This is a genomic window from Paenibacillus timonensis (genome assembly GCF_022427145.1).
Classification (GTDB): domain Bacteria; phylum Bacillota; class Bacilli; order Paenibacillales; family Paenibacillaceae; genus Fontibacillus; species Fontibacillus timonensis.
Genome location: NZ_JAKSXN010000001.1, coordinates 82,646 through 95,976 on the forward strand (window position 1 = coordinate 82,646; position 13,331 = coordinate 95,976).

At 58.1% G+C, this 13,331-nt stretch carries 11 protein-coding genes; 4 read left to right on the forward strand and 7 right to left on the reverse strand.

Features of this window, described 5'->3' with window-relative positions; all coding sequences use genetic code 11:
• Positions 1 to 104 precede the first annotated feature (104 nt).
• Positions 105 to 1,091, forward strand: coding sequence for a zinc dependent phospholipase C family protein (locus MJ257_RS00430; RefSeq protein WP_240267418.1), 987 nt, complete (start codon positions 105 to 107; stop codon positions 1,089 to 1,091).
• Positions 1,092 to 1,105: 14 nt separating this feature from the next.
• Here MJ257_RS00430 and MJ257_RS00435 read toward each other — a convergent pair whose 3' ends face one another.
• Complete coding sequence (locus MJ257_RS00435) at positions 1,106 to 2,416, reverse strand: MFS transporter (protein ID WP_240267419.1); 1,311 nt, start codon at positions 2,414 to 2,416, stop codon at positions 1,106 to 1,108.
• A 153-nt stretch (positions 2,417 to 2,569) separates the two neighbouring features.
• On the opposite strand from MJ257_RS00435, the gene MJ257_RS00440 reads away from it, so the two are divergent.
• Complete coding sequence (locus MJ257_RS00440) at positions 2,570 to 3,682, forward strand: DNA alkylation repair protein (RefSeq protein ID WP_240267420.1); 1,113 nt, start codon at positions 2,570 to 2,572, stop codon at positions 3,680 to 3,682.
• 323 nt (positions 3,683 to 4,005) lie between these two features.
• Here MJ257_RS00440 and MJ257_RS00445 read toward each other — a convergent pair whose 3' ends face one another.
• Complete coding sequence (locus MJ257_RS00445; protein ID WP_240267421.1) at positions 4,006 to 4,707, reverse strand: FadR/GntR family transcriptional regulator; 702 nt, start codon at positions 4,705 to 4,707, stop codon at positions 4,006 to 4,008.
• Between the two features lie 158 nt (positions 4,708 to 4,865).
• Here MJ257_RS00445 and MJ257_RS00450 point away from each other — a divergent pair, with 158 nt between their 5' ends.
• Both MJ257_RS00450 and MJ257_RS00455 read left to right on the forward strand, forming a co-directional pair.
• Positions 4,866 to 6,278, forward strand: coding sequence for an FAD-binding oxidoreductase (locus MJ257_RS00450; RefSeq protein WP_240267422.1), 1,413 nt, complete (start codon positions 4,866 to 4,868; stop codon positions 6,276 to 6,278).
• Complete coding sequence (locus MJ257_RS00455) at positions 6,275 to 7,639, forward strand: (Fe-S)-binding protein (RefSeq protein ID WP_240267423.1); 1,365 nt, start codon at positions 6,275 to 6,277, stop codon at positions 7,637 to 7,639. The genes MJ257_RS00450 and MJ257_RS00455 overlap by 4 nt, the downstream gene beginning before the upstream one ends.
• Before the next feature lie 395 nt (positions 7,640 to 8,034).
• On the opposite strand, the gene MJ257_RS00460 is transcribed toward MJ257_RS00455, so the two are convergent.
• The 5 genes from MJ257_RS00460 to MJ257_RS00480 all read right to left on the reverse strand — a co-directional run bounded on the left by MJ257_RS00460 (position 8,035) and on the right by MJ257_RS00480 (position 13,268).
• Positions 8,035 to 8,958 (reverse strand): N-acetylglucosamine kinase, encoded by a 924-nt coding sequence (locus tag MJ257_RS00460; RefSeq protein ID WP_240267424.1) that lies wholly within the window; start codon positions 8,956 to 8,958, stop codon positions 8,035 to 8,037.
• Positions 8,959 to 9,037: 79 nt separating this feature from the next.
• Entirely contained in the window at positions 9,038 to 10,180 is a 1,143-nt protein-coding gene (locus MJ257_RS00465; RefSeq protein WP_240267505.1) for an exo-beta-N-acetylmuramidase NamZ family protein, read from the reverse strand.
• A 34-nt stretch (positions 10,181 to 10,214) separates the two neighbouring features.
• A complete protein-coding gene (locus MJ257_RS00470; RefSeq protein WP_240267425.1) occupies positions 10,215 to 11,465 on the reverse strand; it encodes an anhydro-N-acetylmuramic acid kinase in 1,251 nt (416 codons plus the stop codon).
• Complete coding sequence (locus MJ257_RS00475) at positions 11,465 to 12,325, reverse strand: carbohydrate ABC transporter permease (protein WP_240267426.1); 861 nt, start codon at positions 12,323 to 12,325, stop codon at positions 11,465 to 11,467. The genes MJ257_RS00470 and MJ257_RS00475 overlap by 1 nt, the downstream gene beginning before the upstream one ends.
• A gap of 19 nt (positions 12,326 to 12,344) precedes the next feature.
• Complete coding sequence (locus MJ257_RS00480) at positions 12,345 to 13,268, reverse strand: carbohydrate ABC transporter permease (RefSeq protein WP_240267427.1); 924 nt, start codon at positions 13,266 to 13,268, stop codon at positions 12,345 to 12,347.
• Positions 13,269 to 13,331 lie beyond the last annotated feature (63 nt).

Sequence of the window (13,331 nt, forward strand, 5' to 3'; positions counted from 1 at the left end):
GGAAACCCGATCGCTCTTCACGCTCCCCTAACAAACGCTCCTTATGCTGAACGTAAGAACCTCGCCTCCCGAATTCGGGCGAACCATCAGCAGGAGGGAATCCCATGCCGGCCTTATGGATGCATTTGGAATACGGTCAACGGCTAGCGGCCGAATTTCGGGACCGTTTATCTTTTTTAAGCGAGTTTCCCGCAAAACGCAATCTCTACCACGCCGGTTGCCAGGGGCCGGATGTTCTGCTTTTTCATCGATTTTGGTCCTGGCGCGGCCCCAGCCGAGCGGTTCGGCTCGGCAATCTGATGCATAGTCGCAACTGCGGGCCGGTTTTGGTCGATGTTTTCTCCCAAAGCCTCATGCTCCCCGAGCCCGATCGCTCGGAGGCCTTGCTATATTTCCTCGGTTTTCTCACCCACCATCTGCTCGATCGCAATCTGCACCCCTACATCAACTGGAACGCCGGTTACAAAGGAATGGACCATCAGCGCTTCGAACTTGCCTTGGACGCCGCATTTCTGCGGAAACTCAAGCATGAGGACGTTTCGCGCTTGCCCGGGTGGAAAGAAATCGACCTGAACGCCGGGCTGCCGCTGCCCATCCGCCGAATTCTCCGCGATACTTCAATGCTTCATTATCCGGAATTGGCCGGACTTTCCTTGGATGGCTGGCAAGCGGCCTATCTGGACATGCGGTTCGCATTCCGCTTGATGTTCGATCCCAAGGGCTGGAAAAAATCGCTGGCGGCAGGCTCGCTTCGCGGGCTCTTTTATCCGTCCATTCCTTCCCTTTCCGCCGCTGGATTGCCGGACTATCTAAACGAACGGCATGCCGAATGGCGGCATTCGGCCGTATTATCCGAAGTCAGAACGGAAAGCGTGTGGGAGTTGTGGGAGCAGGCGCTCCAGGACGCTGGAAAAGTGCTTGATGCCCTGGCGGAGTGGCTGAACGAAGAAATCCCCGAAGCATCCGCGCGGAAACGGGAACAGTTCCGGCAAACGTTAGGGGATCTCTCGTACGATACGGGAAAAGAATGCGTTCGCAATCTGGTGAATCGATTCGCGGAGCCAATTTGGAACCGCCGGGAAACCGGTTAACGCCTACCAGCCGCTTAAGCCGTCGCAGGCGACTGCGTTCCGGTTTCGGAATCGCCGCTTTCATCCCTTAGGGCGTCCGCCTTGCCTTGGCCCAGGTTCAATTTTGCCACAACGGCGATGCCCAAGCCGAAGAACAGCAGCAGCGACAAGATCCCCAAACGCGGATTACCGGTTATCTGCCCCATGAGCCCGAACGCAAACGGCCCAAAAATGGAAGAAAATTTACTCGTAATGTTGACGAAGCCGAAAAATTCGCCCGTCCGGTTCGGCGGCATCAAATCGCTCAGGATGGAACGGGAGATCGATTGGCTTCCTCCCTGTACCAACCCAACCATAATGGCCAGAATATAGAAATGCAGCGCGCTGGTCATGCCGAATCCCAAGAGAACGATCAGCACATAGGTACACAGCGAGGCGATCAGCACCCGCTTGGGGCCAAGGCGCACCGCCGCTTTTCCAAGCAGGACCGTGCTGGGGAACCCGACAAATTGCGTGATGAGCAGCGCCAAGATCAGGTCGCTGGTGCCGATTCCGAGCGTTGTTCCATAGATGGTCGCCATCAGGATGATCGTGTTGATCCCGTCATTGTAAAACCAAAAAGCGGCGATCATGCGAAACAACTGCGGAAAGCGCCGGATATCCTTGAATGTGCCACCGACCCGTCGCCCCGCCGCCCGCACATACCCTACCGCCGTTAAGCCGAGCGTTTGCTTGGGCAAATTTGGCACTTTACGCATGATCGGTAAAGAGAAAACAAGCCACCATAAACCTACGCTCAAAAAGGACAACCGGGTCCCCGCAAGCTCATCCCCCAAACCGAGCCACTGCGGCTGTTGAATCATCAACAGATTGATCGCCAGCAGGATCCCTCCACCAACATATCCGGCCGCATATCCTTTGGCCGATACGTCGTCCCGGTGCCGGGAAGGTACCAGGTCGGGCAGCATGGCGTCGTAGAACGTCAGGCTTCCGGAGAACCCCACCGTCGTGATAACGAGCAGCGCCGAGGCGAGCAGCCAATCCCCCGGGCCTACGAGCGCGAAACCTGCCGTAGCCGAAATGCCCAGCAGCGCGAACCAGGTCAGGAACGACGTTTTTCGCCCCGACAGGTCTGCGATCGATCCCAGCAGCGGCGAGATGACAGCCACCAACGCCATGCCGATGGCATGCGTGTAAGCCAAATAGGAAGCCGCGGTAGCTTCGCTTAAGCCTTGCGCAGCCACTCCGGCGTAGAATATAGGCAGTACCGCCGCCAACACGGTGGTCGCGTAGGCCGAATTGGCCCAATCATAAAGGATCCAGGCGCGGATCGCCGATTTGTTCATTTTGAGGGTTCCCCTTTCCCAATTAAATGGTTAGATTATAGATAAATAATATTAACGGCGTGTTTCGCCGGTGTTTGCTCTGAATAAAACCGTCAATGTAAAATAGAAACTTGAAACTTTCAATCCCGGTATGGGTGGAACGGAGAATGAGTCATGGCCGATACGTTAAAATCGATGTATAACGAGGCTTTTCTGCGCGATTTCGGCGACAAAGTGAAGGGAGCCTACGCGTCTTTCGACGCGGAACGGTTCGTTGGCGACGTGATGGATGGAACGTGGGAGAAGTTGGAGTTAAAGGCAAGGATGCGGCAAATCACGCTGAGGCTGGGTTCTCAATTGCCGGAGGCATTTTCGGAGGCGGTTGCCGTCTTGTTCGCAATCGACGAATCCTGCGTCGGGTTCCCGTATCTGTTCTTCCCCGACTTCGTCGAGGTGTTTGGCGGTGCCGAAGCCGATTGGCCGCTTGCGATGCAGGCGTTGGAACGGTTTACGCCGAAGTCGTCCGCCGAGTTTGCTGTCCGTTCGTTTATCGAGCGGGATCCCGAGCGGATGATGTCGCAGATGGCGGCATGGGCTGGCCACGAGAACGAGCACGTGCGCCGCTTGGCGAGCGAAGGCTGCCGGCCGCGCCTACCGTGGGGACAAGCTTTGCCGATATTCAAACGCGACCCGGCGCCGATCCTGCCGATCCTGGAACGGTTGAAGGCCGATCCCAGCTTGTACGTCCGCAAGAGCGTGGCCAACAACCTGAATGATATCGCCAAGGATCATCCCGGGTTGGTTCTGGAGCTCGCTCGCCGCTGGAAAGGGGCCCACCCCCACACCGACTGGATCGTCCGTCACGGCTGCCGAACCATGATTCGCAAGGGCGGGCCTGAAGCGCTGGAGCTGTTCGGCTACGCCGCGGCAGGCGAAGGCGAGCCGCTGGCAACGTCGGCGACGCTCTCGGCCGACCCGGCCGTGCTGCGCATCGGCGACAGCGGAGAGCTCCGCTACGAGCTGTCGATTCGCGAAGGCGAACCGGTCAAGGTGCGGGTCGAATACGGCATCGACTTCGTCAAAGCCGGCGGCCGCACCTCGCGCAAACTGTTCCTGCTGTCGGACAAAACCGTCCCCGGCGGTGCCCGGATCGGCGGAACGCGTCGGCATGGTTGGGCCGATCTCACGACCCGCCGCCACTACCCCGGCGAACACCGCATCGTACTGCTCGTCAACGGCGTGGAAACGGCCGAAACCGTTTTAACGCTGCAAGCCGGCAGCAAATAGAAAAGACCTGGCCCGCTTGGCCAGGTCTTTTTGTTATTTTCATGGCAACGGGTTCGACTGCAAAAGTGCAGCTCATTTGTACTCAAAAGCCCATAACTCGCCTAATTTTCATCAAACTTTGCATTTCATCCGCTTTAATGCGGGGTTTCGCACGCATATGAACTGCATGTTTGCAGTTGGGGCTTAGGCGTGGAGTTAAGGAAGGGACACTGTTTGGCGTGGAATTAACGATGGCTACTGCTGACTGCTGTGACGGACTACTGTTACCGATTGCTATTACCGGCTATTGCTCCCGTTGACCGTCCCCGGACTAGCTGCTTCGGTCAAACGGATTCACGCTCGTCCGATGTTCCCATCAGCGCATTTCCCACCTTCGCCAAGTGCGTCGTCATGATTGCGGCCGCCCCAAGCGCATCCTGATCGCGAATCGCCTCCAGCATTTGCCGATGCTCCTGAAACAGGCGACGGGCGGATTCCTGCTCGCTGAACAACCACAAGCTGCGGCTGTCCCGGATCGTACGCATCATCATCGCCGAGATGCTCTCCATCATTTGACGGAGCAGCGGGTTTTGCGTCGCTTTGGCGATGGCCAGATGAAAATTGACGTCGTGGACCTGGCTGATTTCCTCGTTCCCGATCGCTTCCTCCATCAGACCGATGATCCGCGAGAGCTCAGCCAAATCGGCTTCGTTCCGGTGGGCTGCCGCCAGCTCGATGCTGCCGACTTCCAGGATGCCGCGCACCTCCAACAGCTGCTGCAAATCCTCGCGATCCTTGATTTGCCGGGAGGCCATCGATTGCAGCGCTTGCGCCCGGACGTACGTCCCTCCGCCTTGCCTCGTCTCCAACAGCCCCCTTGCCTTCAAATGGCTGATCGCCTCGCGGACCGTGGAACGTCCGACGCGGTAACGTTTGGCCATGTTTTCGATCGTGTCGAGCTTTTCGCCCGGCTTGACCCTTCCGGTTTCGATGATCCGCTCCAGTTCCTCGGTGATGATTTCGTAATTTTTTTTGCCCAGATCCATGACTTCTCCCTCTTCCGGCCGCGATATTCCTGATTACAATTATTCCTAATTTACAGTCTATACAATCCCTGAACGATATGGTAGATTTATTTCAAATTCATAATTCATCTGATGACCTGACTAATTTGATTATACCAGGAAACCGGGAGGAATGCGGATTGATCAGTCCTGAAGTGAAAGAGCAGTTCAAAGCCATCGTCGGCGACAAATGGGTGTTGGACCGCCCTGCCGAGCTTTACGCTTATTCCTACGATGCAACTCCGATGTATCAAGCCTTGCCCGACGCGGTCGTGTTGCCTGCTTCGACCCGTGAGGTTTCCGGCATTTTGCAGTTAGCCGATACCCACCGAATACCGGTCATTCCCAGGGGTTCCGGCACCAATCTGGCGGCCAGCGCCATTCCGGTGCACGGCGGGATCGTGCTGAACTTGAACCGGATGAACCAAATCCATGAAATCGATACGCGCAACCTGACGGCAACGGTCGGCCCAGGCGTCGTGACCGCCAGCCTGCATCAAGCCGTGGAAACGTTGGGCCTGTTCTATCCGCCGGACCCCGGGAGCATGCGGATCTCCACGATCGGCGGGAATGTGTCCCAGGGGGCCGGCGGGATGCGCGGACTGAAATACGGCGTGACCAAGGATTACGTGATGGGCCTTGAATACGTGCTGCCCTCGGGCGACATCCTGCGCTGCGGCGGCAAGAACGTCAAGGACGTCGCCGGCTACGACATGACGCGGCTGCTCGTCGGTTCCGAAGGAACGCTCGCGGTCATCACGGAGATTACGCTCAAGCTGCTCCCGCTGCCGGATACGAAGCGGACGCTGGTCGCTTTTTATCGTAATTTAGTGGATGCGGCCAAAACCGTCGAAGCCATCATCGCGGCCAAAATCATCCCCGCCACCATTGAATTCATGGATCAGGGAACGATGAAAGTCGTGGACGAATTCGCGCGCCTCGGTTTGCCTCTTGAAATGAAATCGATGCTGCTGATTGAGCAGGACGGTCCGGCCGAAGTCGTTGACCGGGACATCGAACGCATCGCGCAAATGGCCAAGGCGAATGGCGCCGCCGGAGTAGAGGTTGCTGGGTCCCCCGAAGAAGGCGCGAAACTGCTGACCGCACGGCGGGCGGCGTTGTCCGCCCTCTCCCGCCTGAAACCGACCACGATCTTGGAGGACGCCACGGTCCCCCGGTCCCGCCTGGCGGATATGGTCGAGGAAGTCGAACGAATCGCCGACCGATATGGGCTGCAAATCTGCACGTTCGGCCATGCCGGCGACGGAAACCTTCATCCGACCTGCATGACCGACGAACGGAACCGGGAGGAAATCGAACGCGTCGAGCGGGCGTTTGAAGAGATTTTTCACGCCGCGATCCGCTTGGGAGGGACGATCACCGGCGAACACGGCGTCGGTTTGGCCAAGAAAGACTTCCTGCACCTGAAGGTCGGCGAATCCGGATTGGAGTTGATGCGGCGCATCAAAGCCGCGTTTGATCCCAACGGGATTCTGAATCCGGGCAAAATGTTCGCGGCTTCCAAACGCCGCAGATGGGTGGTGAAACGATGAGCGGAGAAGGCCCATCATCGAAGGAAAACTTCGCCTCTTCCCCTTGCAGCGGCGCCGTCGCCAGCCTGGAGAACGGCAGCGGGAACGGTTTATTGCCGCAGTTGGATCTCGATGAGATCATGAACTGCATGCACTGCGGGTTTTGTCTGCCGACCTGCCCAACTTATGAGCAAACGGGCCTGGAAACCTACAGTCCTCGCGGTCGGATCGCTTTGATGAAAGGCGTGGCGGTGGGTCAACTCCCGGTAGATGTCGAATTTGAGCACCATATGAACGCCTGCCTGGGCTGCCGGGCTTGCGAAACGGCCTGTCCGGCCGGAGTGCCTTACGGCGGTATGCTCGAGACAGCACGCGAGCTCGTGCAGGAAACGAAAAAAACGGCGGAGAAGCCCTCTGTTTTGCGCAGCATGATCTTTAAACGGATCTTTCCGTATCCGAAACGCGTTCGGCGTCTGGGAAACCTCCTCTGGGGAGTTCAAGCGCTGGGACTGCAAGCGTTGGCCAACCGAACCGGTCTTGTTCGAATTTTGCCTAAGTCGCTGCGCGAAATGCAGAAGGCGGTTGGAACCATCGCTTCGCCGCGCGAACGGCGCATGCGGGAGCCGCATATGAAGGCAGAGGGCGTGAAGCGGTTGACGGTTGGCTTATTCACCGGCTGCATTATGGATGTAATGTTCTATGAGACAAATCAAGCGACGGCGCGGTTATTGGTGAAAGCCGGCTGCGACGTGGTGTTTATCCAGGAGCAAAACTGTTGCGGAGCGATGCATGCCCATTCCGGGGAAATGGCCGGTGCCAGAGAGTTAGCCAAACGGAACATCGAAGCGTTCGAGCGAGCCGAGGTCGACTTCGTCGTCAACAATGCCGGCGGCTGCGGGGCGGCGTTAAAGGAGTACGGCCACTGGTTTAAGGGCGACCCAACCTGGGAGGAACGCGCCAAGCGGTTCGCTTCCCGCAATCGCGACGCGAACGAACTGCTGGCCGAGTTGCCTCCCCTAGCGTTCAACAAGCCGCTGCCTTACACGGTCACGTATCAGGACTCCTGTCATCTTGCGCACGGTCAAGGCGTGCGGAACCCGCCCCGCGAGCTGCTGCGCCGCATCCCGGGACTGAAGCTCGTCGAAATGCGCCAGCCCGACGGCTGCTGCGGCTCGGCCGGTACGTACAATCTCACCCAATTCGAGATGTCGATGCGGATCCTGGACGATAAGATGGAACAGGTCAAGGAAACGAAAGCCCACCTCATCGTCACCTCCAACCCCGGCTGCCTGCTGCAGATGAAGCAGGGAATCCTTCGCGCCGGCCTCGAAGGCCAAATGGAAGCCGTGCATATCATGGATGTGTTGGATCGGGCCCTGTAAAGGGGTCCGGTTATGCTGCTTCGGCAGAGGGATTAAAGCGCCATGCCATGGCTCCGCGTTTTACGGCCCCCCACCTATCCTAGTCCCATCATGCGAAGTGGAAATCCTTCCTTTATTTTTGAGAGATCATTGCAATTGGGAACGGTTCATTGGAAATCCTCCAACTATTTCGGGCTTGATACGTCAAAACGGCAGCCGGAGCGGTATTTTAGATGGAGGATTTCCACCTCGTTGTCGATAATTCGGCATTCCAGCTCGAAAGAAGTGGAGGTTTTCCACTCACTTCAGCTTCACTTCGGATAGAGAACATCCTCTCATGAGCTTATCCGCGTCAGTTCGGCAAAAAAAGGCGTTTCCCTCTTCAAAAGGGAAACGCCTTTTTACGGCCGGGCGGCCTAGCCCCGCCCGGCTTCCAGCGCGCGCAGCGCCAGCATGACCGCGCCATAGGCCGCGTCATGCTGGGGCAGCGTGCAGGTGAGCTGCGGGAAGCGCTCCTTCAGCGCTTCCCTTACCCCCGCCTGCACGTGCGCGCTGCGGAGCAGCACGCTCCCGGCCAACGCCAGCTCGCCCTCTTCGAGGGCGAGCCGTTCGGCCACGGGAGCGGCCAGCTCCGCCAAAGCGATCGCGCTGCGCCGCGCGATCGCCAGCGCCGCGCCGTCGCCAAGCCCGCAGGCTTGCGACAGCAGCGGGGCCAGTGCGGCAATGTCCTTCTTGTTCGTGTCCTTAGCGTACACGAACCCGATCAATTGCCGCACCGAATGCAGCTCCAGCTGTGCGTAGACCAGCTCCGTGATCGCCGTCGGGGCGCTCCGCCCGTCCGCCGCCCGGACGACCGCGCGAAGCAGCTCGCGGCCGATGGAGTAGCCGCTGCCTTCGTCATCGATCAGGTGGCCGCAGCCGCCCGTCCGATGGGTTTCGCCGCGGGCGTTCCGGCCGTAGCAGATCGATCCGGTCCCGGCGATCAGAATCATTCCGTGCGGGCGGACCAGCGCGCCGCACAACGCGGTTTCGTGATCGCCGGCCAATGTCAGCCCCCCGGCGTATCCGCTGGTTCGGACCAGCGAGACAAGCCGCTCCGAGGCCGCCGAATTGCTGACTCCGGCAGCTCCGAGACACAAGTGGGCACACCGTTCCATGCCCCCGCAGACCTCCGCTACGGTCCGCAGCAGATTCCGCATGGTTTCTTCCACCAATGCGGCATCCTGGCCGTTGAGATTCAGCGGACCGGCGGCGAAGGAATGCACAACGGCCCCGTTCTCCTTCGCCACCGTCACGGCCGTTTTGGTGCCGCCGCCGTCGATGCCAACCACGTACCTCATCCTGATCCTCCTTCTCCAGCCTGACGCCGTCTCATCGGCGGACACAACCTCGCCAACAGGCCAGCCTCCCGTTTATTCCTCATGAATAAAGATGATACTGCCGTTTCGTCTCGGCAAATGCCGCGCTTTCTTCCCGGAATTGCTCCAGAAGCTCCGGCAGCGGCACCGCTCCTTCCCGGTAGACCTTGTCGCCGCTTAATAAATCGATGAACGGCCGGCTGTTCTCTTTCATCGGCGGCAGGAAAGTGAAATCCTCGTAATTTCGCCGAATCGTATCCAGCAAGGCAAACCCGGTCGCTACAGCTTGCAATGCCTGCGGGTCGGTTACGTACAGTTGAACGCCGCCGCAAAGTTCGCCGGCATGCTTGGAGGTCGTCGGCTTAAAGTAAACCGACCGGAACAACACGCCCGGCAATCGCTTCGCATTCATTTCCGCCGCCAGCCGTTCCGGTTCGATGAACGGGGCGCCGATCATTTCGAACGGGAAGCTCGTGCCGCGCCCCTCCGAGAGGTTCGTTCCTTCGAACAGGCAGGTGCCGCCGTACAACAGCGCCGTTTCGAACCGCGGCATATTGAGCGACGGGTGCACCCAGATCCGGCCCGTTTCCGGATAGAACATGCTCCGGTTCCAACCCCCGCAAGGGATCACGTGCAACTCGGCGTTCCAGCCCATTTGATCGTTTGCCATCAGGGCCACTTCTCCGGCCGTCAAGCCGTACCGCACGCAAAGCGGGTAATTGCCGACGAACGACTCGAATCCCGGCTTCAGCACATTGCCTTCCACCGTAACGCCGTTTAGCGGATTCACCCGGTCCAGCACGATAAAAGGTTTGCCTGCTTTCGCACAGTCCTCCAACGCGTAAAGCATCGTGTAGATGTAGGTGTAGTACCGGACGCCCACATCCTGAATGTCGTAGACGACCGCGTCGACTTCGTCCAGCATCTCCGCCGTCATTCGTTTGGAATCCTTCCGGTATAAGCTATACACTGGCACGCCGGTCAGCGGGTCGGTATAGCTGTCGACCAAAGCGCCGGCGGCCAGATCGCCGCGGACGCCATGCTCCGGCGAGAACAAGGCGGCTAGATGAAATGCTTCGTTCAACACCTGAATCGTAGAGACAAAGTCCGTCGTCAAGCCCGTGGGCGCCGTGATCAACCCGAGCCTTTGGCCGTGTAGCAGTTTGGCATATGCGGCAAGCTGATCGATCCCGTTCATCACCATGATGCGCTCATCCCCTCTCATCCATCGACGTTGGCTAAAGTTCGCCGTCTCTCCCATGAAACGAATAACTGATCTTCCCCATGACCACGGGACGAACCGCCCCGGTCACGCCGGGGAGATTATTCGGCCGCCTGGCCAACGTGCATCCGGCCAGCAGCGCGAACGCCACCGCTTCCTTGGCGTCGCTGCTGTACCCCAGATCTTCTTGCGTCATCACGCTAACGCCCATAGCGTTCATCTCTTCCCGAAGCATGTTCATCAGCACGGGATTATAACTCCCGCCTCCCCCGACGATCAACGCGTCGGCAGCGTGCCGTTCCCGGACAAACCGCCGATATCCTTCGCCGATCGTCCACGCCGTAAGCCGTGTGACGGTGGCCACCAGATCTTCCGCCGATAGGTGATTTCGGTCGCGGTATTCCAGCAACCGGTCGACGTAGGAAGCGCTAAAGCGCTCCCTCCCGGTCGATTTCGGAATCGGCTGGCGATAGTAGGGCTCCTGCATCAGCATCTCCAGCAGTCTGTCATCGACCCTGCCGCGTCCGGCCATGCTCCCGCCGGCATCCATCGTCTTCTCACCTTGCGTCAGCCGGGACACCACGCCGTCGATCAATACGTTTCCGGGTCCCGTATCGAACGCGTACACCTGCTCCGCCCGGCAGCCGCCAGGCAGAACGGTCAGGTTGCCGATGCCGCCGATGTTTTGCAGCAACAGCGTCCGCTTCTCCTCCCGGTACAGCAAATATTCCGTATACGGGACCAGCGGCGCCCCCTGACCGCCCGCCGCCAGGTCGGCGACGCGAAAATCGGACACGCAAGGGATTCCCGTCCGCTCCGCAATCACGGCTCCTTCACCGATTTGCACCGTATACCGTAATTCCAGGCCGTCCACGACTTCCGCTTCTGGCGCATGATAGATCGTCTGCCCGTGCGAGCCGATCCAGGCAATGTCGCGGGGAGTCAGCCCTGCTTTGCCAATCACGGCGAGCGCTGCTTGGGCGAACAATTCGCCGAGCCATACATGAAGCCGTCCGACCCGGTCGATCGTCGCTTGCCCGGGATCAAACAACGCGAAGATCTCCTCCCTCGCCTTCTCCGGGTAAGGCAGATTCTCGAACGCCAGCAGTCGCGTCTTCAGTTTGCCGATCCCGCTAAGATCCCCCTGGATCTCCACTACGGCGGCATCGATACCGTCGACCGAAGTTCCCGACATCAGTCCAACCGCATATCGTCGGACGACGTCGGCTCCTTCCGAACTCTTCGCAACCTCCACCCTCACCGTCATCAGCCCTTCACCGCTCCTACGGTTACGCCTTCCAGGAAGTATTTCTGGAGGCTAAAGAACAAGACGAACATCGGCAGTGCCGATATGGTCGCTCCAGCCATCATGGGAGCAAAATACGTGGTGTTGGCGAACCGGAAGTTTTTGAGACCCACCTGGATCGTTTGCATGTCCATCGTGTTCGTGACGAGAAACGGCCAGAAGAACGTGTTCCAACTGTCCATGAAGGTCAGAATCGCCATGACCGCCATAACGGTTTTGGATAACGGCAGGACGATCTTGGTGAACATTTGGAACTGGTTGCAGCCTTCGACCTTCGCGCATTCCAAAATCTCCGTCGGAATCGAGGTCATGAATTGCTTGGCGAGGAAGATGTTGTACACCGTCACCAATCCCGGCAAAATCAACGCGCCGTACGTATTTTCGATCTGAAACACGTTGACGATCAAGATGTAGAGCGGCACCTGGGTCACTTGGTACGGAATCATCATCGCACACAGCAAAATCGAAAACAGCACCGTTCTGCCGCGGAAGCGGATTTTGGAGAAGGCGTAACCGGCCAAGGTCGCGAATACGACGTTAAACACCATCACGCTGGTCGCCACGATCAGCGAGTTGAGCAGCCAGCGGTAAGAATGCTCGCTGTAATCGAAGAAAAAACGGTAGGATTCCAGCGAAATTTTGCCCGGCCATAAGGAGTAGCTCAGCGCCCCTGCCTCTACGGGATCGCCGAAGGAGGATATGATCATGAAATAGATCGGAAACAGCGTCGCGAGCGCGAAAAGCAGAAGAACGAGCATCAGCCCCGCGTTGCGGATTCGTTTGACTTGTTTATGCCCGGTATGGATACTGTATAGCGCCATGGTTCCTCCTCCTCTCGCGCTAGTATTCGATGTCGTTGCCCATAAACTTGAACTGGATCAGCGAAATGCCGGCGATGATCACCGTCAGGATTAAGGATTGTGCCGCCGCCTCTCCGAATTCGAAATATTTGAACGCGTTGTTGAAAATCAGCAGCCCCACCATCGTCGTTGCGTTGTCCGGACCGCCGCCAGTCATCAGGTAAGCGTTCTGGAACACCTGGAACGAGCCGATGATTCCCGTGACGAGCAGGAACAGCGTCGTCGGCTTGAGGCACGGGATCACGATATGCCAGAGTTTCTGGAAGAATGAGGCCCCGTCCAGCTCCGCCGCTTCATAATAACTGTGATCGATGCCAAGCAGCGCGGCCAGGTAGATGATAATGCTCGTGCCATGGCTGGATAGCCAGGCCATCAGGACCAGCGAGAACATCGCCGTCGCGCTGGAGCCTAGCCAGTTCTGGTTCGTGATGCCGAACAGCCCAAGCAGCTGGTTCAAAATTCCGCTCGTCATCGGGTCGAATATCCACAGCCACACTACCGATAACGCCACGCCGGAAGCGACCGCCGGCAAATAATAAATGGCTTTAAATGCCGTTTGCAGCCCTTTTCGCAACGGGAGGATCATAATCGCGACGGCAAAGGACAGGAATAAGGATACGGGAACGGTCAGAATCGTATATACGACCGTGTTTTTGATCGATTTCCAGAACAGGGAATCCGAGAAGGTGTTCGCGTAATTCTCCAATCCGACGAACTCGGAACCCAGCGGTTTGTATTCCTGAAAGCTGATGATCAAGGCGCTGACAACGGGATAGGCCGTAAACACCGCATAAACGACCAGTGCCACGGCGATAAAGGCATAAGCCCAAGTGGCGTCTCCCTTCAACCGCAGCGTTTTCTTCTTTGTTGAGCCTGCCGTCCGCGCTTTTGCCAACTGGGCCATGATGTCCAGACTCCTTTTCGCTAGTGTAAAAAAACGGTTCGGATAGCCGCAAGATGAAACGTG